The 22,667-nt window shown below is 51.5% G+C and carries 29 protein-coding genes and 1 tRNA gene; 28 read left to right on the top strand and 2 right to left on the bottom strand.

The genetic code is table 11. The features are described 5' to 3' along the window. Positions 1–34: 34 nt before the first annotated feature. The 20 genes from D5270_RS02055 (at position 35) to D5270_RS01960 (ending at position 16,392) form a co-directional block, all read left to right on the top strand. The gene (locus tag D5270_RS02055) at positions 35–985 is read left to right on the top strand and encodes a hypothetical protein (RefSeq protein WP_166542520.1); all 951 of its coding nucleotides are present in this window, start codon (positions 35–37) and stop codon (positions 983–985) included. 11 nt (positions 986–996) lie between these two features. Next, positions 997–1,578 (top strand): signal peptidase I, encoded by a 582-nt coding sequence (gene lepB, locus D5270_RS02050; RefSeq protein ID WP_166542519.1) that lies wholly within the window; start codon positions 997–999, stop codon positions 1,576–1,578. Between the two features lie 49 nt (positions 1,579–1,627). Then, positions 1,628–3,217, top strand: a complete 1,590-nt coding sequence (locus D5270_RS02045; protein WP_166542518.1) for a SpaH/EbpB family LPXTG-anchored major pilin — start codon at positions 1,628–1,630, stop codon at positions 3,215–3,217. A gap of 117 nt (positions 3,218–3,334) precedes the next feature. After that, entirely contained in the window at positions 3,335–4,204 is an 870-nt protein-coding gene (locus D5270_RS02040) for a class C sortase (RefSeq protein ID WP_161474731.1), read from the top strand. Between the two features lie 21 nt (positions 4,205–4,225). Then, a complete protein-coding gene (locus D5270_RS02035) occupies positions 4,226–5,269 on the top strand; it encodes a DUF5979 domain-containing protein (RefSeq protein ID WP_166542517.1) in 1,044 nt (347 codons plus the stop codon). Between the two features lie 15 nt (positions 5,270–5,284). Then, a complete protein-coding gene (locus D5270_RS02030) occupies positions 5,285–5,788 on the top strand; it encodes a hypothetical protein (RefSeq protein WP_166542516.1) in 504 nt (167 codons plus the stop codon). Between the two features lie 26 nt (positions 5,789–5,814). Beyond that, positions 5,815–6,585: a hypothetical protein gene (locus D5270_RS02025; RefSeq protein ID WP_243150051.1), complete on the top strand. Its 771-nt coding sequence runs from the start codon at positions 5,815–5,817 to the stop codon at positions 6,583–6,585. Between the two features lie 13 nt (positions 6,586–6,598). Further along, complete coding sequence (locus D5270_RS02020; RefSeq protein WP_166542514.1) at positions 6,599–7,336, top strand: hypothetical protein; 738 nt, start codon at positions 6,599–6,601, stop codon at positions 7,334–7,336. Next, positions 7,336–8,337 (top strand): MucBP domain-containing protein, encoded by a 1,002-nt coding sequence (locus D5270_RS02015; RefSeq protein WP_166542513.1) that lies wholly within the window; start codon positions 7,336–7,338, stop codon positions 8,335–8,337. Before D5270_RS02020 ends, D5270_RS02015 begins: the two co-directional genes overlap by 1 nt. After that, positions 8,334–8,855, top strand: a complete 522-nt coding sequence (locus D5270_RS02010; protein WP_166542512.1) for a signal peptidase I — start codon at positions 8,334–8,336, stop codon at positions 8,853–8,855. Before D5270_RS02015 ends, D5270_RS02010 begins: the two co-directional genes overlap by 4 nt. Positions 8,856–8,916: 61 nt before the next feature. After that, a complete protein-coding gene (gene srtB, locus D5270_RS02005; RefSeq protein ID WP_166542511.1) occupies positions 8,917–9,681 on the top strand; it encodes a class B sortase in 765 nt (254 codons plus the stop codon). Positions 9,682–9,694: 13 nt separating this feature from the next. Next, a complete protein-coding gene (locus D5270_RS02000; protein ID WP_166542510.1) occupies positions 9,695–10,711 on the top strand; it encodes a transglutaminase-like domain-containing protein in 1,017 nt (338 codons plus the stop codon). Positions 10,712–10,725: 14 nt separating this feature from the next. After that, on the top strand, positions 10,726–11,778 hold the full coding sequence (locus D5270_RS01995; protein WP_166542509.1) for a type II secretion system F family protein: 1,053 nt from the start codon (positions 10,726–10,728) through the stop codon (positions 11,776–11,778). Between the two features lie 52 nt (positions 11,779–11,830). Then, the gene (locus tag D5270_RS01990) at positions 11,831–12,112 is read left to right on the top strand and encodes a hypothetical protein (RefSeq protein ID WP_207709274.1); all 282 of its coding nucleotides are present in this window, start codon (positions 11,831–11,833) and stop codon (positions 12,110–12,112) included. Positions 12,113–12,123: 11 nt separating this feature from the next. Continuing rightward, positions 12,124–12,594 (top strand): DUF4860 domain-containing protein, encoded by a 471-nt coding sequence (locus D5270_RS01985; RefSeq protein WP_166542507.1) that lies wholly within the window; start codon positions 12,124–12,126, stop codon positions 12,592–12,594. 16 nt (positions 12,595–12,610) lie between these two features. Next, positions 12,611–13,003, top strand: a complete 393-nt coding sequence (locus D5270_RS01980; RefSeq protein ID WP_166542506.1) for a hypothetical protein — start codon at positions 12,611–12,613, stop codon at positions 13,001–13,003. An 11-nt stretch (positions 13,004–13,014) separates the two neighbouring features. Next, a complete protein-coding gene (locus D5270_RS01975; protein WP_166542505.1) occupies positions 13,015–13,404 on the top strand; it encodes a hypothetical protein in 390 nt (129 codons plus the stop codon). Between the two features lie 22 nt (positions 13,405–13,426). Continuing rightward, a complete protein-coding gene (locus D5270_RS01970; RefSeq protein WP_166542504.1) occupies positions 13,427–14,485 on the top strand; it encodes a type IV pilus twitching motility protein PilT in 1,059 nt (352 codons plus the stop codon). A gap of 18 nt (positions 14,486–14,503) precedes the next feature. Then, positions 14,504–15,292, top strand: coding sequence for a sulfite exporter TauE/SafE family protein (locus tag D5270_RS01965; protein ID WP_166542503.1), 789 nt, complete (start codon positions 14,504–14,506; stop codon positions 15,290–15,292). 74 nt (positions 15,293–15,366) lie between these two features. Continuing rightward, positions 15,367–16,392 (top strand): NAD(P)H-dependent amine dehydrogenase family protein, encoded by a 1,026-nt coding sequence (locus D5270_RS01960; protein ID WP_166542502.1) that lies wholly within the window; start codon positions 15,367–15,369, stop codon positions 16,390–16,392. 211 nt (positions 16,393–16,603) lie between these two features. Here the strand turns inward: D5270_RS01960 and D5270_RS17205 are convergent, their stop codons facing one another. Continuing rightward, positions 16,604–16,795, bottom strand: coding sequence for a DUF5597 domain-containing protein (locus tag D5270_RS17205; protein WP_166542501.1), 192 nt, complete (start codon positions 16,793–16,795; stop codon positions 16,604–16,606). Between the two features lie 159 nt (positions 16,796–16,954). Between D5270_RS17205 and D5270_RS01950 the strand changes: the two genes are divergently transcribed. Next, a complete protein-coding gene (locus D5270_RS01950) occupies positions 16,955–17,296 on the top strand; it encodes a hypothetical protein (RefSeq protein WP_166542500.1) in 342 nt (113 codons plus the stop codon). A gap of 15 nt (positions 17,297–17,311) precedes the next feature. On the opposite strand, the gene D5270_RS01945 is transcribed toward D5270_RS01950, so the two are convergent. Next, positions 17,312–17,387, bottom strand: a tRNA-Ala gene (locus tag D5270_RS01945). Between the two features lie 311 nt (positions 17,388–17,698). Between D5270_RS01945 and fba the strand changes: the two genes are divergently transcribed. The 7 genes from fba to D5270_RS01910 all read left to right on the top strand — a co-directional run bounded on the left by fba (position 17,699) and on the right by D5270_RS01910 (position 22,653). Continuing rightward, positions 17,699–18,562 carry a class II fructose-1,6-bisphosphate aldolase gene (gene fba / locus D5270_RS01940; protein ID WP_166542499.1) on the top strand — a complete coding sequence of 288 codons (864 nt, stop codon included), beginning with the start codon at positions 17,699–17,701 and terminating at the stop codon, positions 18,560–18,562. Positions 18,563–18,710: 148 nt separating this feature from the next. Further along, a complete protein-coding gene (locus D5270_RS01935) occupies positions 18,711–19,178 on the top strand; it encodes a DUF3795 domain-containing protein (protein WP_166542498.1) in 468 nt (155 codons plus the stop codon). Beyond that, positions 19,175–19,879 carry a UMP kinase gene (pyrH, locus tag D5270_RS01930; protein WP_161473824.1) on the top strand — a complete coding sequence of 235 codons (705 nt, stop codon included), beginning with the start codon at positions 19,175–19,177 and terminating at the stop codon, positions 19,877–19,879. Before D5270_RS01935 ends, pyrH begins: the two co-directional genes overlap by 4 nt. Before the next feature lie 53 nt (positions 19,880–19,932). Then, a complete protein-coding gene (gene frr / locus D5270_RS01925) occupies positions 19,933–20,487 on the top strand; it encodes a ribosome recycling factor (RefSeq protein ID WP_166542765.1) in 555 nt (184 codons plus the stop codon). A 9-nt stretch (positions 20,488–20,496) separates the two neighbouring features. After that, a complete protein-coding gene (locus D5270_RS01920) occupies positions 20,497–21,225 on the top strand; it encodes an isoprenyl transferase (RefSeq protein WP_166542497.1) in 729 nt (242 codons plus the stop codon). Positions 21,226–21,253: 28 nt separating this feature from the next. Next, positions 21,254–22,075, top strand: coding sequence for a phosphatidate cytidylyltransferase (locus D5270_RS01915; protein WP_166542496.1), 822 nt, complete (start codon positions 21,254–21,256; stop codon positions 22,073–22,075). A gap of 14 nt (positions 22,076–22,089) precedes the next feature. Then, positions 22,090–22,653, top strand: coding sequence for a hypothetical protein (locus tag D5270_RS01910; RefSeq protein ID WP_166542495.1), 564 nt, complete (start codon positions 22,090–22,092; stop codon positions 22,651–22,653). Positions 22,654–22,667 lie beyond the last annotated feature (14 nt).

Below are 22,667 nucleotides of genomic sequence, written 5' to 3'. Positions count from 1 at the left end.
ACAAACACAGAGACCGCAGAAAGGGGGTGGCTTGTTGACAGATAAGGAACTCCACAAACTCGGGCGCAGGGAGCTTTTGCAGCTTATGCTTGCGCAGGGCAGGGAGGCTGAAAAGGCAAAGCTGGAATTAGCTGAGGCGCAGGACAAACTGCAGCAGCTTGAGGAGAGCTACGAGCGGCTGAAACGCCGTCTTGACGACAAGGACACGCAGATACATAAGCTGCGTGCAGCCCTGCAGTCTGCTCAAGGCGGCGCAATAAAGGCTGACGGAGCGGGGACTGCTGTGGCTGCAGTGCCGGTCCCAGATGATTACTATGCCCCTCCGCCACCGGTACAGCAGCAGCCAGCGGCTACAGCTCCCCGCGCTGCACCGTCGGCGGCCCCGCCCCCGGTACCGCCTGTACAGCAGCCGGTCAGGACTGCGCCGCAGCCTCAGGCACGGCATGGAGACGCGAGGTATACCGACGGTCACGTGGCAGGAGAGGCGCCGGTTACCGGGAGGCATACGCGCAGGGAGCAGGAATACTACGACTATCTGTTTGGGCCGGTGCAGAACCAGGGCCATCAGGCCCAGCAGCCCAAGAGGGAGCGTCCCAGGCCCCAGGCACCGCCGCCGGTTTACCGGCAGCCTCAGGCCTACAGAGAGCCTCCTCCCCCTTACCGGGAGCCTCAGCACTTCAGAGAGCCGCCGCCAATGCCGGCGGGCCAGTGGAGCCAGCCGCAGTATATGAAGGAGCAGCCTCGCGCCTACTATAACGAGCCGCAGTATAGATACGCGGCATATGCAAGGGAGCAGCAGCCTCCTGTCCCGGCCGTGCCGGAGCCATCGTACCCGTCATACCCGGCGTACCCGCCGCAGAGCCCGGATGAATTTATCCCGGCCCCAGAGGTCCCGCCGGAGAACAGTATGCAGATGCTCAACGCCGTGGAGATAGTCGATGGCAGGCCGGTGTCCCAGAGCCAGGTGCTGCGGCCCAAGCGCTGACAGGGGTGCTGATGAAAGGCAAGGAGCTTGAGTTACCGACCATCGAGCAAATCGAGGCTGAACTAAAGAAAGAGAACAACAGGAAAGAGTACAACCGGGTGCTGAGAAGCACGATATTTGTGCTGCTGGTGGTGACAGCCGCGGCGGTCATAGTGGCGGTCCTTATGTTTCCGGTGCTGGAGATAAAAGGGGAGGCCATGAACACGACCCTTAGAAACGGCGACTTTGTGGTGACAGGCAAGGCCTCGGAGTACCAGCGGGGAGACATCGTTGCCTTTTACTACAACAATACCCTGCTTGTGAAGCGCATTATCGCAAAGGGCGGGGACGAGGTCGATATCGACGGGGACGGCAATGTTACCGTAAATGGCCAGGCCATCTCGGAGCCCTATGTAACCGAGAAGACCCTCGGCGAATCTAATGTGACATTTCCCTACAGTGTACCTCAGGATGAATTTTTTGTACTGGGTGATAACCGCGCCCAGTCCGTGGACAGCCGAAACACGGCTCTGGGCGCGGTAACACAAGACCTGATAGTCGGCAAGCTGCTATTCCGCGTTTGGCCTATTACGGCTATTGGCGGTGTGAAGTGAGCTGGCGGACAGGTCAGATATAAATTATATTTTGAAAGGATATGAGAGAATGAAACAAATCAAAAAGCTTTTGGCTCTGGTATTGGCCTTAGCCATCTGCGCAGCGTTTGCTATTCCGGCGATGGCAAGTGAAGACGGTACGGCTACGAGTCCTGATACCACAACAGAAGGCAAGTACACCCTAACAATGAATAATGCCCAAGAAGGCCATAAGTATGTAATCTATCAGTTGCTTACTGGTACAGTTTTACCTGGTGGAACTAATATACCTACAGGTACTCTGGGCGATGTCGAATGGGGCAATTCAGGCTATAAAGCGCAAGATACAAATGGGCAGGAGATGACCGCATCAGAGTATGCAAAGAAACTTTCTGAAATGACTTCAGCTCAATTAGATACTGAAATTGAAAATATCAGGGGTAGCTTTGGTAATTCTTTTACGGATACGCCTAACGCAGTCGATGGTACAATTACTTGGAATAATTTGCCTGGCGGCTATTATGTTGTAATCGATATAACAGATGATGCAGACATTACAGGCACCGATTCTCGTTCCAACGTGATGGTGCAGGTTGTAGGTGATACTACAATTACTCCTAAGCCGGAAATTCTTATCCCCGATAAGAGCGTTAAAGAAGCTCAAGAGGCAGTTGATGCAGAGTATAAAAAGATTATGGATTCTGAGGTTGGTAAAACCCTGGATTATAAGGTTACAGCTACTGTCTCAGTTGGCACGATGAATTTAAACGAAAAATATTTTGTCAAACTCACTGATACTATGAGTAAAGGCCACACATATGTGGAGAACTCTGCAAAGCTGGTCATTAAGGATAATGAGGGAAATGTAATTTCTGATTTGTCCTCGATGCCTGGAATAGATGTTTTCGAGCCAGATGATGAGCAGAAAATCATTGTGAAAGTTAATTCATTTGACATTAAAGCTTTGCTTGGAGAGAAAATGCCGAGCATAGGCAATGTGGTTGTTGAGTTGACTTATCAGGCCATTGTGAATGAAGATGCCATTGAGCTGGATTATGTAAACAACACTGCTATATGGGATTATAGTCATGATGGTGAGGATTGGCAGGAGGGTACTCCGATTGAAACCAAAGTGTACGTGTATGACCTGAATGGCGAGAAGGTTGACGGCGAAAATGCTCCGCTGAAAGGTGCTGAGTTCAAGCTGTATACCGAGAACGATGAGGAGATTCAGGTTTATCAGGATGAGCAGGGCAGATATTTTGTTTGGAACAATAAAGAAACTCTGCCAGAGGACTACAAGCCAGTTAGCGCGATTGTAGCCAATGAAGGTGATACTGAGAACAAATTCACTGTTCATGGCTTGGCGGCTGGTAAGTATGTCTTGAAAGAGACAAAGACTCCGGATGGCTATAACACAATGGAGGATTTGACAATTACTATAACGGCTGTTCTTGATGATGATGACAATCCTACAGGTGAATGCACGTATGAATATGGCGATCAAACTGGTAGTACGCTTGTCACTGTTGTCAACAACAAGGGCTCAGTCCTCCCCAGCACCGGCGGCATGGGCACAACCATCATCTACATCGTAGGTGCAGTCCTGGTAGTCGGCGCAGGCGTGCTGCTGTTCACCAAGAAGCGTATGCACGGCTGATTGGCCTGAGAGGTTTTAGAGCACAGGTTTTATGAGTTCGTAGTTAGAAATTTATACCCGCTGCTAACCGGCGGCGGGTATCCCCTTCGGGGGACATCAGTAAGGAGAGCCTTGTTTATGGCGAAATGGCTAAAAAAGAATTTGACTAATATACTCTTATTTGTCATTGTGCTGGCGGGGCTCTGCTTATTGCTGTACCCTTCCTTCTCTGACTGGTGGAACTCCATGCACCAGTCAAGGGCAATCGCGGCCTATGTGGAGACTGTGGACGCAATGTCCCAGGAGGAGATTGACGAGATTCTGAACGCTGCCAGGGAGTATAACGAGCGCATGTGGACCAAGCCCAACCGCTGGGTGCTCTCGCCGGAGGAGGAGGCTGAGTATAACAGCCTTCTGGATGTGAGCGGCACAGGTATCATGGGGTATATCAACATCCCGCTGATAGGTGTAAACCTGCCGATATACCACGGCACCGACGAGGCAGTTCTGCAGATTGCCAGCGGGCACCTGTCGGGCACGTCCCTGCCGGTGGGCGGGGCGGGCACCCATGCCGCCGTCTCGGGGCACCGCGGGCTGCCGTCCGCCAGGCTGTTTACGGACTTGGACCAGCTCAAGGTGGGAGACGTATTTACTATTTCCGTGCTCAATGAGGTTTATACCTATCAGATAGAGCAGATAGTCACAGTCCTGCCAGAGGACATCTCACAGATGAACCTGTACCAGGGGGAGGACCTGTGCACGCTCCAGACCTGCACGCCCTACGGAGTGAACAGCCACCGGCTGCTGCTAAGGGGGCGGCGCATTGAGGATGTGGGCGGGACGCTGGTTGCCGCGTCGGAAGCGGTTAGGGTGCCGAACTATGTGGTCATCCCCGCCGTGGGCATACCGATACTGTTTTTGCTGCTGGTCGTGGCGCTGGTATACTTCCGCCGCCGCAAACCCAGGATAACCCCGGAAGACCTGCGTGACATATTCAAGAAAAAGTAGCTTTGTGAAGGAGGAATTGCCATGAATATCAGGCGTTTGCTAGCTATACTGCTGGCGGTGGTACTGTCAACTTTGCTTGCGACCCAGATATGGGCCGCCGCGGCCAACGAGCCGCTGGACCTGAACAGACAGTGCTGGCTGACCGTGAATCCGTGCAGTACGTCAGACAATGAGATGCTCGAGGATTTGTCCGGGGCAGATGTGGTCGTTGACCTGTACAAAGTAGCTGATATGAAGGCTGAGCAGAATAGCTATTCTTTTGAGACGATAAAGCCCTTTGACCTGCTTAAAATCCCCCAGGACATAGCCGACGATAGGTGGGCGGAGGTGGCGCAGTCGGCAGCGAATACAGTGCTGACTTCCGATACCTATACGCCTGACCAGAAAGACATTAAGACGGGCACAAAAATCGAGCTGCAATCGGGGCTCTATCTTCTGGTTGCCCATAAAAAGGGCGACACCGACTATGTGAGGACCGTAACTGACGAAGACGGCAACAGCAGGACAGTCACTCAGGTCAGGACAGGTAAACATCTGTATACCTTTGCCCCGGAGCTGGTTTCACTGCCGAGTAAACTGCCTGAGGATGGGGTAATCAATACCGCAAACCCCGGCGATTGGATTTACGATTTGGAGGTCAATTTAAAGCCTGAACTTAACGACTTAAAGGGGAAGCTTGAGATAGTCAAGACCCTAAGGACCTTTGATACTGCCTATGGACCAGCGACATTTGTTTTCCAGCTTGACTGGGATGAAAACGGCAAGCATTACAGCGATGTGCGCACCATTACATTTTCATCTTCAGGCAAGCAGGTGCTGACAGTAGAGCTGCCGGTTGGTGTTACGGTAACAGTTACGGAGATTTATTCCGGTGCAAAATATGAGATAGTTGGCAGCGCAGAGGGTACAGCTGTAATTGAAGCTGACGAAGTAGCCCAGGTAGAATTTATAAATGATTATGATGAAGATAGCCCTCCCAATGGGGGCGGTACGATAACTAACAAGTTTACTTATAGTGACGGCGAATGGCATGTAACACAACAGGTCGACAGTACAGAGGAGTAAGGAGGCGAGGGAGCTTTGAAAAAGAAATCGCTTATTTTTGCAGGAATTGCAATTATCCTGATTTTGGCAGCTAATCTCCCACTTGCTTGGGGATATTTCTCCACCTATACCGAAGCCAAGGGAGGCATCCGGCTGCAGCCCAGAAAGGTAGACACAGAGATAAAGGAAGATGTGCTGGACTGGACTAAACATGTGATTATATCCAATACCGGCGATGAATCGCTGTATATTCGGGCAAGGGCCTTTGCCGGCAGTGAATATAAGCTGACCTATATTACAGGCGATGATTGGACAGATGGAAAAGACGGCTATTACTATTATAATGGCATTCTCGGGCCCGGACAGGAAACCCCGGAGTTGCTTGTCAAAATCGAGAATCCTCCTAAGGACCCGATAGATGGGCAGGAATTTAATGTCGTTGTAGTTTATGAGAGTACGCCGGTTAGATATGACGATAATGGCAAACCCTACGCGGACTGGAACAGGAAACTGAAGGCCCGGGAAAGGAGTGCTGAGTGATGGGGAAAAAGCGCAGAATCAAAGGAATGACACTGGGGAATCTGGCTCTATTTGCTGTTGCGGCAGTGCTGCTTATCAGCAGCAGTATCGGCAGTGCCCGGGCGGCCCTTACGTTCTTTTCAAAAACCTATACCTCACGCGTCCAGACACTTAATATTGGTGTAAGCCTTGTTGAAAACGGGTCATTTATTGCGTGGCGTGATTACGATAAGAAGACGGCTGACGGCAACTGGGACGTGAACTCGGTGCCAGTAGACCAGCGGCTTTTCCAAAACCTGTTGGACGAGAATGAAAATTTCTTGATGGGGAAGGTCTATGACGAGAAGCTGGCAGTGCATAATAGTGGCAATATTGACCAGTACGTGCGGGTGAACATATACCGCTACTGGGTGAAGGTAAAGGAAGATGGCAGCGAGGAGAAGCTTCTTGACCTTTCACCGGACCTTATAGATTTAAATTTTGTGAATACGAACCGCTGGTTGCTGGACAATGAGTCAACTACCCCGGAACGCATTGTGCTGTATTATGACAGTATTCTGCCATCTGGAGAGACTACTCTACCATTTAGCGATACGCTGAAGGTTGACGGGTTGGCTGCAGACCATGTTACCCAGACTAAGACTACTAATAAGGAAGGCTATACGGTGATAACCACCACATACGACTATGACGGCGTGGAATTCCGTTTGGAGGTTGAAGTAAACGCTGTACAGACCCACAACGCCAAGGACGCTATCTGGAGCACCTGGGGCCGTGAGGTAAGCATATCCTCCGATAAAAAGCTGAGCCTTAGATAAAGGAGGCGCGTGAATGACAGGAAAGTTGAAAAAGCTATGCCTATGCTTTGTGGCGGGGGCCATCCTGATTTTTGTAGGGCTCGATGCCAGTGCTGATACTTATTATGGCAACTCAAACTGGCAGGTGACTTTTACCGATAAGCTGGAGGAGAACTTTGACTCAGGTGAGATAACCGATGTTTTTCGTGGGCTTCAGCCCGGGGACAATGCGGTTGTTACCATAAAACTGGTTAATAAAAATGCCAAATCTACCGACTGGTATATGCGCAACGATGTTATAACCTCTATGGAAGATGGGAGCTCGGTAGCTGAGGGCGGTGCCTATACCTATAAACTTACTTACAAGGATAAGACCGGTAAGGAGAAAATTCTTTATGACAGCGAGAAAGTCGGTGGTGACAACAGCGGCACTATTGGTGAAGGCCTCCATGGAGCTACAGGAGCATTGAAGGATTTCTTCTTCCTGGACTCCCTGACCACAAACCAGTCAGGAGCGGTTACGCTTGAGGTTGCTTTTGACGGAGAGTCACATATCAACGACTACCAAAACACTTTGGCGGATTTGCAGATGAATTTTGCTGTAGAGCTTGGGGCTACCAACAATCAGACAGGCAACCGTACTCAGGTGGTGCGCACAGGTGATGATACAGAGCTGCTGCCGCTTTACGCGGCAATGGCTTTAAGCGGAGTGGTCCTGCTGGCCTTGGGGATTTACAGCTTTCGGAAAGATAAGAGGAAGAGGGGAGAGTAATGATGAAGCTGCTTAAACGGCTGATTGGAGTGACTCTTGCATTTGGGCTGCTCCTAACAATGGCGTTTCCCCAAACTGCGCGGGCGTATACGTATACTGTGCGGATATATGCCGGACAGCAGGGAACTATAGTCAGCGGCAATGGGAAGATTACGGGCCAGGGGGAAGCGCTGGTTTTTGAGGGGCTTTCTTATAATGACCGTATCGACTTTCACAACAATATGGTCTCCCTGAAAGATGGGAGTAAGTATTATATCAAGGGTATCCGTCAGAGCGGTAAGGGTACTGAGGAGATATCTGAAACCGGCAACAGTAAGCGTACCGCCTCATTTACAGTTACCAAGGACCAGGACTTTGTGGTGGCATATGGCGTGCTGACAGAGCCGGTACAGTATACCATCAGATACCATAACGCCTCAGGCCAGGAATTGGCCCCAAGTGAAACCTACTATGGCAATGTGGGCGACAGGCCGGTTATTGCATATCAGTATATCGAAGGATATCAGCCACAGGCTTATAACCTGACAAAAACTCTCTCCGCTGACCCTGAGGAAAACATGTTTACATTTATATATACACCTCTGCCGAGAGATACGATTTATACTGGTACAACTACGACCGTAGTTTCCGAGGCTGGGCCGTCGGGGACCACGCCGCCGGCCTCAAGCGAGGATACTGACTCCGCAGCCTCTCAGCGGCCAGAAGAAAATATTTCTGATAACAGTGTCCCAGCAGAGGAGCCTACCCCTGGAGCTACAGAATCTCCAAGCAGGCCGCCTTTGAACGAGTGGGACCTTGACGACGGCGACGTACCTCTTGCGGATTTTGGTGAATTGGGCCTTGAGAGCGAGAAACAAAGTGAGCTGTCATCGGATGGGCAGATATTCTGGAACAACATCCCATTAGCGGCAAAGATAGCGGGCGGTGTGGTTATGCTGGGCGGCTTCTCTGTGGCGCTATGGTTCCTGATTTTCCGCAGGATAAGGAAGGAAGACAGATGAGAAAGTTAGCTGCGGCGTTATGCAATATCTTCGGCGTGCTTATATTGCTGGCGGTTATTGGCGCGAGCTTGTTGCTGACAGTGCCTAAGCTTTTTGGATACGAGATGTACAATGTGGTTAGTGGCAGCATGGAGCCGGAGATACCAGTGGGCAGCCTTATTGTTGTGGGCGCTGTTCAGCCGGAGAACGTCAGCGAGGGTGAAATTATTGCCTTTGAGAGCGGCGAGTCTGTGGTGACCCATCGGGTGGTACAAAATAAAAAGCTTGAGGGCGAGTTTATCACTAAGGGTGATGCCAACGAGAAAGAGGATATCAACCCAGTACCATATCAGGGACTTATAGGCCGGGTTGAGAAATATGTCCCGTATATGGGACAGTACATGTTGATTTTTACTACAAATGTTGGCAAGGTATATATGCTATGCTTCGCTGCATGCGGGGCGATGCTGAACATTTTGGCCGGCAGGATAAGGAGCCGTGCCAATGATAACGAGGATGATATTTTATCACCGGTATAGGAGGTATACCGGACGATAGGCAGAAAGGGGCCGCATGGGAAAGAAAGTCAGACTTATTATAATGGCGGCGGCACTACTGGTGTTTTTGGGTTCCGGCGGGGCGGTACTGGCTATCCAGGGGAACTATCGGGCCAGCAGGCAGGGATATACTGACGCCGCGGCAGAGTATACCCAAAAGCGGGAAAATAGCAGCGGGACAAATAGTTCTGCAAGTGCAGCCATAGGGGAAACTTCAGAGGAGATATTAGAGCAGCTTCCTATAACTGTGGACTTTGAGCGGCTGCGGGCTGATAACCCACAAGTAGTCGGCTGGCTCTATTGTGAAGATACGGCTATAGATTATCCGGTGATGCAGGGAAGTGACAATGAATTCTACCTGCACCACTCATATACTGGCGCGGAGGACCAGAGCGGCGCAATTTTTGTAGACGCTCAATGTACTCCGGGCTTTGTTGATTACAATTCTATTATCTATGGCCACAGCATGAAGGACGGCTCTATGTTTGGTGGGCTCGAATCATGGAAGAGTCAGGAGTATTATGAAGAGCACCCGGTTATGTGGCTGCTGACGCCCGAGGCAAATTACAGGATAAAGCTTTTCAGCGGCTATACCACCTCGGCATATTCGGAGACATATACTATCTTCCGAGAGCCAGGTGAGGATTTTGCAACCTATATAGCTGAAAGTCAGACAAACTCTGATTTCACCCCGGCTGAAATTTCTGAGGCCGGCGGAAGGTATGTTGTGCTTTCCACCTGTGCTTATGATTTTGACGAGGCAAGATACGTTTTGCACGGCAGGCTGGAACAAGTGGATATGCAGTAGGGAGGGCGGCGTCATGGCACGTAAATTTAAGCTATGGTCCACCCTGTTTCTGCTATTATGTCTTGGCGGCTGTATACAGGGCCATACGGATATTCCGCTGGAGGAAGTATCGCCGTCTTCTTCTTCAAGCTCAAGCAAGATGGCTTCCTCAATACCAGAGGAGCCGGAGGGGAGTACGCCAGAGGATGAAAACCCCCCTGCTGCAGCTCCGAGCGATTTTACGCCATATCAGGCTCCTGCGTTCGCCAGGGCGGATTTTGACCCCAGCTCTGCCGAGGGGGAGAATGGGGTAATGGTAGACCTGTCAGGCTTGAGCAGGGGCTATGTAGCGGTGACGGCAAACAGCGATAGGCGCATGAAGTTTCGAGTTGAGACGGGTGAGCAGATATATAACTATGACCTTCCGCCGGACGGTACCCCAACAATATATCCGCTGCAAAGCGGGGACGGAAGCTATGTTTTCCGGGCGCTGACGAATACCGCTGGGACAAACTATGCAGAGGTCTACTCCACAGAGGCCGAAGTCCAGCTTGAGGACGAGTTTCAACCGTTCCTTCGTCCCAGTCAGTATGTGGACTATAACGAAGACTCCCGGTGCGTCAAGCTTGCGGCGGAGCTGGCCTCTCAGCAGCCGGATGCCCTTGGGGTAGTGGAGGCGGTGTTCGATTATATCTGTGGGCACGTGACCTATGATAAAGAAAAAGCTGCCACAGTTAATAAGGGATATCTGCCACAGCCGGATGAAACGCTCACCATTGGTAAAGGTATCTGCTTTGACTATGCCAGCCTGGCGGCGGCTATGTTACGCAGCCAGGGAATACCTACAAAGATGGTCTTTGGCTATGTGCAGCCGGGAGATTTGTACCACGCCTGGAATATGTTCTATACAGACGAGAGCGGATGGGTGACAGTGGAATATGAGGTGGAGTCAAATAGCTGGAGCCGCCTTGACATGACTTTTGCTGCCAACGGCGCTGATTCTCAGTTTATAGGGGATGGCACTAACTATACAGATGTATATTTTTACTGAAGGCGGGTGGAGATATGGAGAAAAGTAGAGGGCAGAGGCTGGACGCGCTGGGAGTCAGCGCTTTTTGCGAGAGCATGGCCATGATGATACAGTCAGGGATACAGCCCGACGAGGCTGTTGCACTGTTAAGGCAGAGCGAAGGAAAAGGCGGCGCCCTGGAAGACGCTCTTGCAGCTATGCAGGCAGAGCTTGACCTGGGCCACGGGCTGGCTGAAGCAATGAAAACCTGCGGAGCGTTCCCAGACTATGCGGTGAATATGATAGCAGCCGGGGAGGAATCCGGACGTCTGGAGGCGGTGCTATTCCGTTTGAGCAAATACTACCTCAACGAGGAGACCATGGGGGATAAGCTGCGCAGTGCCATTACCTATCCGGCTGTAATGCTGGCGATGATAATTGCGGTGCTGGCGCTTATGCTCGCTATGGTGCTGCCAGCCTTTACACAGGTATATGAGAGGGTGACAGGCAGCCTTGCCGTGTCCTCCTATGGGTACATAAGCTGGGCCTACGGATTCTGCTGGGTGGCCCTGGGGGTTATGCTGCTGTTGGCGATGGTACTGGTGACAGGCAGGGTAATGTGGAAAAGCAGGCATAGGGCAGCACTTGAAAATCTCCTGCAGAAGCTGCCGCTCTGCGGGGACATCCTGAGGGAGCTGGGCCTATACCGCTTTATGGGCGCGTTTGTGACTTACCTGTCCAGCGGAGCCGTACAGGATGTTGCCATGGAGGAGAGCATAAAGATGGCAGGATGCAGGCCTGTGGAGGAAAAGCTCCTGCGGTGCATGGCACATTTGCGGGCAGGCCATAGCTTTGCCCACGCAGCGTATGACGAGGGACTGTTTGAGCCGGTTTATGGGCGCATACTGCTGGCTGGAGAGCGCAGCGGAAGAACTGAGACAGTGCTCTGGAGGCTCACCGACCTGCTGGAGGAGCAATGCACCACCCTGACAGACCGGCTTGTTGGAATTGTAGACCCTCTGCTCTCAGGGGTGCTGCTGCTGACGGTAGGAGTTTCCCTACTGAGCGTTATGCTTCCGCTGCTGGGCATAATGAATTCCATCGGTTAGGGGAATGGGGATGTATACAGATAAAAGGCGCGGAAAGCGCTGGCCGGTATTTTTGGCCGCTATACTAACAGCAGGTTTGATTGTCTACGGATTTTGGCTTATTGCCGGAGGCTCCGGGCGGGACATGGAGGCAGATGGGGCCATGGCACTGCGGGCGGCTATACAAAACGCCGCGCTGCAATGCTATGTTGTAGAGGGCATGTATCCGTCTGGACTCGCCTATCTTGAGGAAAACTATGGATTGCAAATAAACAGTGACGACTATTATGTGACATATGAAGTGTTTGCGTCCAATCTGCCGCCGGATGTTACGGTGGATAACAAGCCAAGGTAGGGGGGATTATTTTGAAGCACAGATATCTTCCGGTTATGCTTTTTACCCTGGCGGTAGAGGCTCTGTTTTTGATAGCGTTTTTATTTCTCACAATATTCGGCGCGGGGATATACCGGGAAACTGTAGAAGTACAGGCGGCAAATGGGCAGAGCCGCCTGTTGCTCAGCTATTTTTCTACGCGTGCTAAAAATGCCGACACCAAGGATGCTGTCACGCTATATGACGATGATATCGGGCAGGTATTAAGCTTTGCGGATTCTGTGAGCGGCTATGCGGTACGGGTGTATCAGAAGGATGGAAAGCTGTTGGAGGACTATGCTCTGGCGGGCTCACCCCTGGCGCCTGGCAGTGCGGCTGTAATCGGCAGGACGGAGGTTTTTAAGGTTAAAAGAGATGGAAAGCGCACATTCGTAGTTTCTACGGATGCGGGCAGCGTGACCTTTACCTTAAAGTCGGGGGCAGAGTATGAAGGACAGGCGTAGAACTACAGCGTTTTATATGGAGATGATATTGCTGGTGGCAGTGCTCACCGGTGTTGTTTTGGTGCTGGCAGATGTGTTTACTACTGCAAAGGAACAGAGCTCCAAGGCAAAAACCCTGACTACAGCTGTGCGCTTAGCAGAGAACGCAGCTGAGATAGTGGCTGGAACTCAGGACCGCAGCGAGATGGTAGACATGCTGGGAGGCGGCGATAGTGCGGCCTGCCATTTGGAGATGCAGAAGATATTGGCTAGGTTTAACAACAATATGGCTCCTGACCCGGATGGGGGATACTGTGTTGAAATCACATGGATTGACTATGACGGACTTATAAGCTATAATATCAGTGTGACATGGCAGGAGGACAGCGAACAGGTCTACAACCTGAAAACAGCTGTCTTTTATGGGTAAGGAGGGGCTGAATGAGACAGGTATCGGTACGCCTTGGTCCGTTGGCGCTGCTGCTGACGGTAATAGTTATATGTATGACTGTGCTTGGGCTGCTGGCAGTTACAACCGCCAGGGGCGATTTGAGCATGGCGAGACGGTATGCTGACTCAGTAGAGAAAAGGTATGGATTGGAGGCCCAGGGGCAGGCTTTTTTGCAGCAGATAGTCCAGGACCCTGAAATATGGGATGAACTGGAGAGGGACAAAGACGACACAGGCTGGAAGGTCCTGACGGAGGAGGGGCTGAGCCTGCATATCGGGATAGCTCGGAACAGAGATAAATATGAGATAGTGAGCTGGCAGTTTATCCAGGAGAGCTGGGAGCCTCAAGAGGAGATTGGCGGCCTGTGGAGCGGCGAGTAACAAAAGGAGAGGGGTCAATAGAATGGATATTCAGGATGTTTTGGTGCAGGCAATGGAGTGGAGCGCGTCAGACATTTTTCTGGTGGCGGGCCTGCCTGTTACCCTTAAATGTAAGGGACATCAGCAGAGGGTAGGGGAGGGCATTCTTATGCCAGAGCATACCCAGGCGCTGATAAATCAGATATACCGTTTCAGCGGGCGGGAGCAGACTAGGCTCACCCAGGGCAAGGACGACGACTTTTCCTTCGCGGTGCGTGGCATGGGGAGATTTAGAGTGAATGTATTTAGGCAGCGGGGCTCCATGGCTGCTGTAATTAGGCTTATAAGATTTGGCCTGCCAGACCCTGAGCAGCTAAATATCCCTGAAGAGGTCCTGTCGCTTACAGAGAATCAAAAGGGAATGGTCCTTGTAACAGGGGCAGTGGGCACAGGAAAATCCACCACATTAGCGTGTATGATACATCGGATAAACCAGAGCAGGGACTGTCATATCATCACAATGGAGGACCCAATCGAGTACGTCCACCGCCACGAAAAGGCCATTGTGACTCAGCGCGAAATATCAATTGATACATCTGGATACCCCGACGCCCTGCGCTCCGCTTTGCGTGAGAGCCCGGATGTAATTCTGTTGGGTGAAATGCGGGACTATGATACTATTTCCGCAGCTATAACCGCTACAGAGACAGGACTGCTGATGTTCAGCACCCTGCATACCGGCAGCGTTGCCAATACTATAACAAGAATAATAGACGTTTTCCCCGCAAGCCAGCAGCAGCAGGTCAAGATACAGCTGGCCCAGCTTATAAAAGGCGTGGTCTGCCAGCAGCTAGTGCCAGGGGTCGACGGAAGGCTTATACCTGTGTTTGAGATAATGAAGTCAAATAACGCTGTGCAGAACATGATACGTGAGGATAAGCTGCACCAGCTGGATTCGGTAATGATGTCCGGAGCAAAGGAAGGCATGCGCACTATGGACGGCAGCCTGCTTCAGCTATATAAGCAGGGGAAGATTACAAAGGAGACTGCTCTTGTATACTGTGCTAACTACGAGCTTATGTCCAAAAGGCTTGAAGTTTAGGGAAGGGGCACAAAGTAAATGACCGCGGTTATCATGTTTTTTGTGTGCCTGACAGCCTCCGGGGCGGGCTCAATAGCCGGATACGGCGGCGGTGTAATAATAAAGCCTGTGCTTGACGCACTGCATATTCTCCCGGTATCTACAATCAGCTTTCTCTCCGGCTGTACGGTACTGGCAATGGCGATAGTTTCATTGCTCAAAAGCAGGAGCAACGGCGTAAAGCTTCAGGTGCGCACCACCGCGCCGCTGGCGCTTGGGGCGGTAGCCGGAGGGCTGTTGGGAAAATGGCTGTTTGAACTGGTGAAATCCAGTGCAGATGAAAATATGCTGGGATTTACACAGTCGCTGCTCCTGCTGGTGACAACAGTGCTGGTCTGGATATATACCCTTAAAAAGGATAGACTGCCCTCATATCGACTAAAAAACATGCTGATATGTGCAGTTGTAGGAGTGGCACTTGGAATAGTGTCGGCTTTCCTAGGTATCGGAGGAGGGCCGCTGAATGTGGCGCTCCTATTCTTCTGCTTCTCAATGAACGCAAAGGAAGCGGCAAAAAACTCCGTTTTTATCATACTTTTTTCTCAAACAGCCAGCCTTTTCAGCGCACTTGCGCAGCATAATGTGCCGGAATTTGTTTGGTATCATCTGGTGCTCATGGCTGCAGGGGGTATAGGCGGGGCGCTGCTTGGGGTGGCGCTCAGTAAAAAGATGGACAATAGAGCTGTCGAACGCCTGCTGTTAGGATTGATGATAGTGATAATCGGCATCAATGTATATAATGTGATAGTTTACGGTATGGCAAACTGAATATGTAATAATGAATGCCTCCCATGGGTATACTGTATAGTGAACGATTATTACGGTGACGGGAGGCATTTTATATGGACAAGATAAGAGTAGTACAGTATGGCTGCGGCAAAATGGCAAAGTATACTCTGCGATATCTCTATGAGAAGGGCGCACAGATAGTGGGTGCCATTGACGTCAATCCCGAAGTAGTGGGCATGGATGTAGGCGATTTTGCAGAGCTGGGGGTGAAGACAGGCATTGTCATCTCCAGCGATGCTGACAAGGTCCTAGATGATTGCGATGCCGATGTGGCAATAGTCACGCTGTTCAGCTTTATTGGTGATATATACGATTATGTGGAGAAATGTGTGCGCAGGGGAATCAACGTAATAACCACCTGCGAGGAAGCTATATATCCCTGGACAACCGCAGCGGCTGAAATAAACAGACTGGATGCGTTGGCGAAAGAGACCGGCTGCACCATCACCGGTTCAGGTATGCAAGATATTTTCTGGATAAACATGGTTGCTATGGCGGCGGCAGGCTGCCATAGGATAGACAAAATCAAGGGTGCATACAGCTATAACGTGGATGAATACGGTTTGGCTTTAGCAAAAGCGCATGGATGTGGCCTGGCCCCTGAGGAATTTGAGAGGGAGATAGCCCACCCTGCAGGGTTTGAGCCGTCATATGCCTGGAACGCCGCTGAAGCTATCTGCAATAAGCTTGGACTTACAATAAAATCTATTACCCAAAAACATGTACCATGTATAATCGGCAATGACATCTATTCCGAAACCCTTGGGAAGACGATTGAAGCGGGTAAGTGTATTGGAATGTCAGCAGTGGTGACTATAGAAACATTGCAGGGCATAACCGTAGAGGAGGAGACTATCGGAAAAGTCTACGGCCCGGAGGACGGCGACATGTGTGACTGGTGGTTTACCGGTGAGCCAAACACCGAATACCACGTCATAAAGCCTGCCACAGTTGAGCATACCTGTGCAACAGTTATAAACCGCCTGCCGTCACTATTGCACGCACCGGCGGGGTATATTACTGCCGACCAGCTGGAGACCAGCGAATATATGTCATATCCGATGGAATTTTATCTGTAAAGATATAAACTTTATAGGTTCACTTTCTCTAGAAGTATGGATACGAACTTAGCCCATAAAAGAGTATGGAAGGTTTTACAACGCATTACAAGAAAGGGCCGCCGCTAAAGCGGCTTTTCTTGTGCGATGAAAACCACTCGCCTAGCGAGTGGTAAATATGAAAGGCCAGCCGTCTCCAATAAAGGATTCAGCTGACCATAAAGCAATTAAATTATCTAAAGGCAACCTCACATATCACAGCGCGGGGCTCCCTATCGAACCTCAAATGGAACTCGTCTCCGTTGAGACGCCGGCCCGGCATCAATTCTCCGTTTTCAAAGCGCCCTTCGGTCAGGGAGACGACCTCGGGCTCTCGCAGGTCGTTGGGACGCGCCAGGAGAGTTGCCGAATAATTCAGCCGCAAAGCAGGAAGTGACTTTCTGAAAGCCGTATCACCAGTCCGCCACCGTTAGGTGACTCCGGAGTCCTTGGTGCGTACTGAACCAGAAAGTTACATTCTCCGAAACGCACCAGAGTTATCCGGGGCCAAAGCAAGCTGAGTATAGACCTGCTCAATGACCTTGTGGCGAAAGCCAAAGAAGAAATAGTCAGCATGACGGCTGCTCTCACAGACGCACAGAACGAGCTTGACAGGTGTCTGGCTGGGGCAGAGGCTCAAAAGCAGGAATACGCTCAACTGGAAACCTGGGCTGAAATTTACGCAAGGTGTACCTTTGAAGCCCAGAAGATGATAGTTTCCCAGTTTGTGAAGTCGGTGTACGTTTATAAGGACTACAGTTTGGAGGTTGAGTTCAATGTGGCTTTTGAGGACTTCCAGAATCTTGTGGCCGAGTGTAGCGGGTTACGGCAGACCGAGCCGGACATCTATGTTACCCCCATTGCAAAAGAAAACAAACTTGCCTAAACAAGTCTGTTTCAGTGGTGGACGATATGGGATTCGAACCCACGACCTCAGCGTTGCGAACGCTGCGCTCTCCCAACTGAGCTAATCGCCCGTATAAAACTATGATAAAAAGCACGATTTTCTAACAACAAACCTTACTGCCGCTCTTGAGGTTGCGAACCGAACGGCGACTACTTGAAATACATCCCTAAAAAGTGGGTCATATAACCGTACCGTGTGGGTTCCCAGCTGAACCACGAGCCCATAGAACTTCCTTAGTTTACCACACTTTGCGCAAATTGTAAAGGGGGTTTTTCATATTTTTTTGCGGTTTTCAGGTTGCTTTTTCCAGTGCGCTCGGTTATAATATAGGAAAGACGTGCCGGGGAACCGGTGTAAATTCATAATCGGAGGGAAATCGTTATGTTAGTTTCTGCAAAGGAAATGCTTACCAAGGCCAAGGCCGGGAAGTATGCCGTGGGTCAGTTCAACATCAACAACCTGGAGTGGACCAAGGCTGTGCTCCTCACCGCTCAGGAGTGCAATTCTCCTGTTATCCTCGGTGTGTCTGAGGGTGCGGGCAAGTACATGTGCGGCTATAATACTGTTGTGGGGATGGTAAAGGGGATGCTTGAGACCCTTAATATCACTGTTCCGGTGGCTCTGCATCTGGACCACGGCAGCTATGAGGGCGCGCTGAAGGCCATGGAGGATGGGTTCTCCTCCGTTATGTTTGACGGCTCCCATTATGCTATTGAGGAGAATATCGAGAAGACAAAGGAAATTATCCGCATTGCCGGCGAAAAGGGCATCTCTGTCGAGGCTGAGGTTGGCGCTATCGGCGGTGAGGAGGACGGCGTTGTGGGCAGCGGCGAGGTAGCCGACCCCGCCGAGTGTAAGCAGATAGCCGACCTGGGTGTCACCATGCTGGCTGCGGGTATTGGCAATATCCACGGCGTATACCCCGAGAACTGGACCGGCCTGAATTTTGACGTTCTGGCGCAGATTCAGGAGAAGACCGGCACCATGCCCCTGGTGCTCCACGGCGGCACAGGTATCCCGGAGGAGATGGTAAAGAAGGCCATCAGCCTTGGCGTCTCCAAGGTGAACGTGAATACCGAGTGCCAGCTGAGCTTCGCTGCAGCTACCCGCCAGTATATTGAGGAGGGCAAGGATAAGCAGGGCAAGGGCTTTGACCCCCGTAAGCTGCTGGCTCCCGGCACTGAGGCAATCAAGGCTACTGTCAAGGAGAAAATGGAGCTGTTCGGCTCTGTTGGCAAGGCATAAGCTGAGTGTATACATGAGGACGGTGCTTTTGTGCCGCCCTCTTTATTTTTTTGTACCCTATGTGCAAAAAATAAAGCTTTACAAAGGAAGGTTTTTCATGTACAATTAAACTGTATATACAAGCAAGTAATTTTGGGGAGGTGCGTCTATGGTCGCTGTATGTGGGCTGGACTGCGGGCAGTGCGCTATGAAGGACGGCTGCGCCGGGTGTAGTGAGACAGAGGGCAAACCCTTTGAAGGAGTTGGGCAGTGTCCGCTATTTGCCTGCTGCCGGGAAAAGGGGCAGGATAGCTGCAGACAGTGCGGAGGCTGTGGGCTTAAAGACAGGCTCATCGCAGAGTTCAATGCCCTGGGAATTCCGGATATGCCTGAGGTCACAGGGCTTAACACCCTGCCGGGTGCATATGTAAACCTACAGTACGTGCTCCCCGGCGGCCAGGAGGTTAAATTCTGGCGGGATGACCGGGTGTATCTTGGCAATCAGCTTGAGAAGCTTGGCAGCGGCCGCTGCTACGGACTTCTGGCGGACGAGAAATACCTCATGGTCTGCGAGTACGGCCAGGACGGGGCGGACCCGGAAATAATCATATTCAAGAAACGGAGTGTGGGTTTATGACACCAAAATATAAGAGGGTGCTTTTAAAGCTCAGTGGTGAGGCCCTGGCAGGTTCTTTAGGCCACGGCATTGACTTCGACACAGTTGTGGACATCTGCAGGCCGGTGAAAACCCTTCATGATATGGGCGCTGAGGTGGCCATTGTGGTGGGCGGCGGCAACTTCTGGCGCGGACGGAGCAGCGGCAGCATGGACCGTACCCGGGCCGACCATATGGGTATGCTTGCTACTGTAATCAACGCCCTGGGTGTAGCCGACGGCCTGGAGCAGATGGGCCTTGATGTGCGGGTGCAGACTGCTATTGCCATGCAGGAGGTGGCTGAGCCCTATATCCGTAACAGGGCAGTGAGGCACCTGGAGAAGGGCCGGGTGATAGTCTTTGGCTGCGGCACAGGCAACCCGTTCTTTTCCACGGACACAGGAGCTGCCTTGCGCGCGGCTGAGATTGAGGCGGATATTATCCTAAAGGCCACGATGGTGGATGGGGTTTACGACAGCGACCCCAAGAAAAATCCCAATGCCAAGCGCTATGACGAGCTAACCTTTATGGAGGTCCTAAACCAGAACCTGGGCGTTATGGACATGACAGCCGCCTCCTTCTGTAAGGACCGGGGGATACCCTGGCTGGTGTTCAGCATAGAGGACCCGGAGAATATCGTTCGTGCGGTCACTGGTGAAGCGGTGGGCACACTGGTAAAATAACTTAAACTATAATATTAAAACCAACTATCAGGAGGGAAATCAAAATGGCAGAGATGAAGGATGTTTTTGACAAGGCTGAAAGCAAGATGAAAAAGGCAGTGGGCCATCTCCAGGAGGAGTATGCGGCTATACGCGCCGGGCGGGCAAATCCCGCTGTGCTGGATAAAATTATGGTAAACTACTACGACACCCCCACGCCCATAAACCAGCTGGCGGCGGTGGCTGTTACCGAGGCCAGGGTGCTTACCATCCAGCCCTGGGACGCCTCTGTGCTTAGGGGTATTGAGAAGGCAATACAGACTTCGGACCTGGGAGTGAATCCCCAGAACGACGGTAAAATTATCCGCCTCACTTTCCCGCCGCTGAACGAGGAGCGCCGCAGGGAGCTGGTTAAGGAGACCAGCAAGCTGGCGGAAGAGGCAAAGGTGGCTGTGCGCTCAATACGCCGGGACGGCATTGAGAAGCTGAAGGATATGAAGAAGAAGTCCGAGATAACCGAGGACGACCTGAAGCAGGCTGAGAAGAAGGCCCAGGAGCTCACCGACAAGTATGTAAAGAACATCGACACCTGCGCCGCGGACAAAGAGAAAGAGATTCTGGAGATTTAAGGAGAGCCTATGCCGGAGAAAGAGAGCGCTGTCATGAAACAGCCTGTACCCGCGCATGTGGGTATAATTATGGACGGCAATGGGCGCTGGGCCAAGAAGCATTTCCAGCCCCGCTCCATGGGGCATAGGGCCGGGGCCCAGAATTTCCGCACTATCACCAAGTATGCCTCAAAAATTGGGCTAAAGTATCTGACGGTATACGCTTTTTCTACAGAAAACTGGTCTCGCCCGGCAGATGAGGTTGGGGCATTGATGGGCCTTTTCAAAGACTATCTGCGGGAGGCCCTTAGGGACTTTATGAACGAAAACATCCGGGTGCGTTTCATCGGGGATGTGGGTGCCTTTTCCCGGGATTTGCAGGAGCTTATCGCCGAGGTAGAGGAGGTCAGCTCCTCTAAGACGGGCATGGTGCTAAACCTTGCCATGAATTACGGCGGCAGGGCAGAGATTTTACACGCCGCCCGGAACTTTGCGGAAGATGTGCGGGCGGGTAAATTTGAGCCTGCGGCGCTTACTGATGAACTGTTTGACAACTATCTCTATACCGCCGGGCAGCCTGCCCCTGACCTTATCATCCGTCCCAGCGGTGAGCAGCGTATCTCGAATTTCCTTTTGTGGCAGTGCGCCTATGCGGAGTTTGTCTATTTTGACATTCTCTGGCCGGACTTCAAGCCCGGGGACCTGGACCAGGCCATTGCCATATACAACTCCCGTCAGCGGCGCTTTGGCGGGGTGTGAATTTCTCAGGAGAAAGGTGAATTTCACCATGGTACAACGAGTTTTATCCGGTATTGTGCTGGCGGTGTTTATGATTGCCGTTATAGTGTTTGACAAGATATTCCCTCTGGCTCTGAATATTGCCGTTGCAGTTATATCGGTGATGGCGGTGCATGAGCTGGCCGCCGCTTTGGGACTGCAGAATAAGTGGTTTTTGTGCCTGCCTTCACTGGCAGCGGCGGCGATTGTGCCCTTCTGCAACGAGCAGTTCCAGTTCATGACATACTGCGTCTACACCCTAATTATCTTTTCTGCGCTGATTGTCTGCCATAGGGAGACCACCTTTAAAGAAGTGGCGGTGCTGTACAGCATGGTGGTGATAATACCATGCGCGCTGCACACGCTGGTCTCTTTAAGGGAATTAAATCTAAGCCATGGCATGTTCTATGTGCTCATAGCGGTACTGGCGGCGTGGGTGGCAGATGTTGGGGCGTACTTTGCGGGGACACTTTTCGGACGGCATAAGCTATGCCCTGAGATTAGCCCAAAGAAGACTGTAGAGGGCCTTGTCGGAGGCACGGTAGTGGATATGGTGGTCATGCTGCTCTGCGGTGTCTGGTTTTCTGCGGTGTTTTATCAGGGCCAGGTGGGGGTCAATTATATTGCCCTGCTGCTTATCGGCCTTTTCGGCTCACTGATATCTGTGCTAGGGGATTTGAGCTTCTCCATCATCAAGCGCAGCTGCCATATAAAAGATTTCGGACAGGTGATACCGGGACACGGCGGTGTGCTGGACAGGTTTGACAGCGTCATATTTACGGCGCCATATGTGTATCTATTGGTAATGTTCCTGCCTCTGGCGGGAGTGTAGGAGAGAAGTTCAGAATGGATATAAGCATAATGCCGCTGACCCCCGGAATGGCTGGGGAGTTCTTCCGATACTTCGAGGAGAGCGCCTTTATGCCCGGAGACCCCAGGGCAAACTGCTACTGCCTTGAGAGCCATATGGCTGACGAGGCAAGCTACAAAGAGGTGTTCGACCGCAGAATGCTGGCGAAAAACCTAATAGATTCCGGCAGGATGACCGGCTATCTTTTGTTTGATGGAGATTTGCCGATGGGCTGGTGCAATGCGGGAGATAAGTGCTCCTATGAGACAGTCTATGGGGATGAGAGGTTTTATTCCACGGACTGCGCTCCTGGGCAAATAAGTATAATGTACTGTATGGACATAGCCGAGGGTTACAAGTGCAGAGGACTTGGAACAATGGTCTTGGAGCGCTTTCTGAATGACGCCAGGTCCCGGGGATATATTTATGCCGAAGGATATCCCTTTACCAATGGCGGATACCCCTGGCAGTACCACGGTACGGTGGGGCAGTATGAGAGGCTGGGATTTAGTCTTTTTGCAGAGCGGCCCGGTTTCTACATCTATAGGAAAGAGCTATGAGAGGAGAGTTTGCC

Origin of the sequence: Acutalibacter sp. 1XD8-36, assembly GCF_009917525.1 — a bacterium.
Classification (GTDB): Bacteria; Bacillota; Clostridia; order Oscillospirales; family Acutalibacteraceae; genus Acutalibacter.
This window is presented reverse-complemented; position numbering and strand designations above follow the sequence as displayed.

Bases quoted from the DNA above. Each gene is read 5' to 3' on its own strand.
- lepB (WP_166542519.1), top strand. From the start codon at position 997: ATGAAAGGCAAGGAGCTTGAGTTACCGACCATCGAGCAAATCGAGGCT.
- D5270_RS02045 (WP_166542518.1), top strand. From the start codon at position 1,628: ATGAAACAAATCAAAAAGCTTTTGGCTCTGGTATTGGCCTTAGCCATC.
- D5270_RS02040 (WP_161474731.1), top strand. From the start codon at position 3,335: ATGGCGAAATGGCTAAAAAAGAATTTGACTAATATACTCTTATTTGTC.
- D5270_RS02035 (WP_166542517.1), top strand. From the start codon at position 4,226: ATGAATATCAGGCGTTTGCTAGCTATACTGCTGGCGGTGGTACTGTCA.
- D5270_RS02025 (WP_243150051.1), top strand. From the start codon at position 5,815: ATGACACTGGGGAATCTGGCTCTATTTGCTGTTGCGGCAGTGCTGCTT.
- D5270_RS02020 (WP_166542514.1), top strand. From the start codon at position 6,599: ATGACAGGAAAGTTGAAAAAGCTATGCCTATGCTTTGTGGCGGGGGCC.
- D5270_RS02015 (WP_166542513.1), top strand. From the start codon at position 7,336: ATGATGAAGCTGCTTAAACGGCTGATTGGAGTGACTCTTGCATTTGGG.
- D5270_RS02010 (WP_166542512.1), top strand. From the start codon at position 8,334: ATGAGAAAGTTAGCTGCGGCGTTATGCAATATCTTCGGCGTGCTTATA.
- srtB (WP_166542511.1), top strand. From the start codon at position 8,917: ATGGCGGCGGCACTACTGGTGTTTTTGGGTTCCGGCGGGGCGGTACTG.
- D5270_RS02000 (WP_166542510.1), top strand. From the start codon at position 9,695: ATGGCACGTAAATTTAAGCTATGGTCCACCCTGTTTCTGCTATTATGT.
- D5270_RS01995 (WP_166542509.1), top strand. From the start codon at position 10,726: ATGGAGAAAAGTAGAGGGCAGAGGCTGGACGCGCTGGGAGTCAGCGCT.
- D5270_RS01980 (WP_166542506.1), top strand. From the start codon at position 12,611: ATGGAGATGATATTGCTGGTGGCAGTGCTCACCGGTGTTGTTTTGGTG.
- D5270_RS01975 (WP_166542505.1), top strand. From the start codon at position 13,015: ATGAGACAGGTATCGGTACGCCTTGGTCCGTTGGCGCTGCTGCTGACG.
- D5270_RS01970 (WP_166542504.1), top strand. From the start codon at position 13,427: ATGGATATTCAGGATGTTTTGGTGCAGGCAATGGAGTGGAGCGCGTCA.
- D5270_RS01965 (WP_166542503.1), top strand. From the start codon at position 14,504: ATGACCGCGGTTATCATGTTTTTTGTGTGCCTGACAGCCTCCGGGGCG.
- D5270_RS01960 (WP_166542502.1), top strand. From the start codon at position 15,367: ATGGACAAGATAAGAGTAGTACAGTATGGCTGCGGCAAAATGGCAAAG.
- fba (WP_166542499.1), top strand. From the start codon at position 17,699: ATGTTAGTTTCTGCAAAGGAAATGCTTACCAAGGCCAAGGCCGGGAAG.
- D5270_RS01935 (WP_166542498.1), top strand. From the start codon at position 18,711: ATGGTCGCTGTATGTGGGCTGGACTGCGGGCAGTGCGCTATGAAGGAC.
- pyrH (WP_161473824.1), top strand. From the start codon at position 19,175: ATGACACCAAAATATAAGAGGGTGCTTTTAAAGCTCAGTGGTGAGGCC.
- frr (WP_166542765.1), top strand. From the start codon at position 19,933: ATGAAGGATGTTTTTGACAAGGCTGAAAGCAAGATGAAAAAGGCAGTG.
- D5270_RS01920 (WP_166542497.1), top strand. From the start codon at position 20,497: ATGCCGGAGAAAGAGAGCGCTGTCATGAAACAGCCTGTACCCGCGCAT.
- D5270_RS01915 (WP_166542496.1), top strand. From the start codon at position 21,254: ATGGTACAACGAGTTTTATCCGGTATTGTGCTGGCGGTGTTTATGATT.
- D5270_RS01910 (WP_166542495.1), top strand. From the start codon at position 22,090: ATGGATATAAGCATAATGCCGCTGACCCCCGGAATGGCTGGGGAGTTC.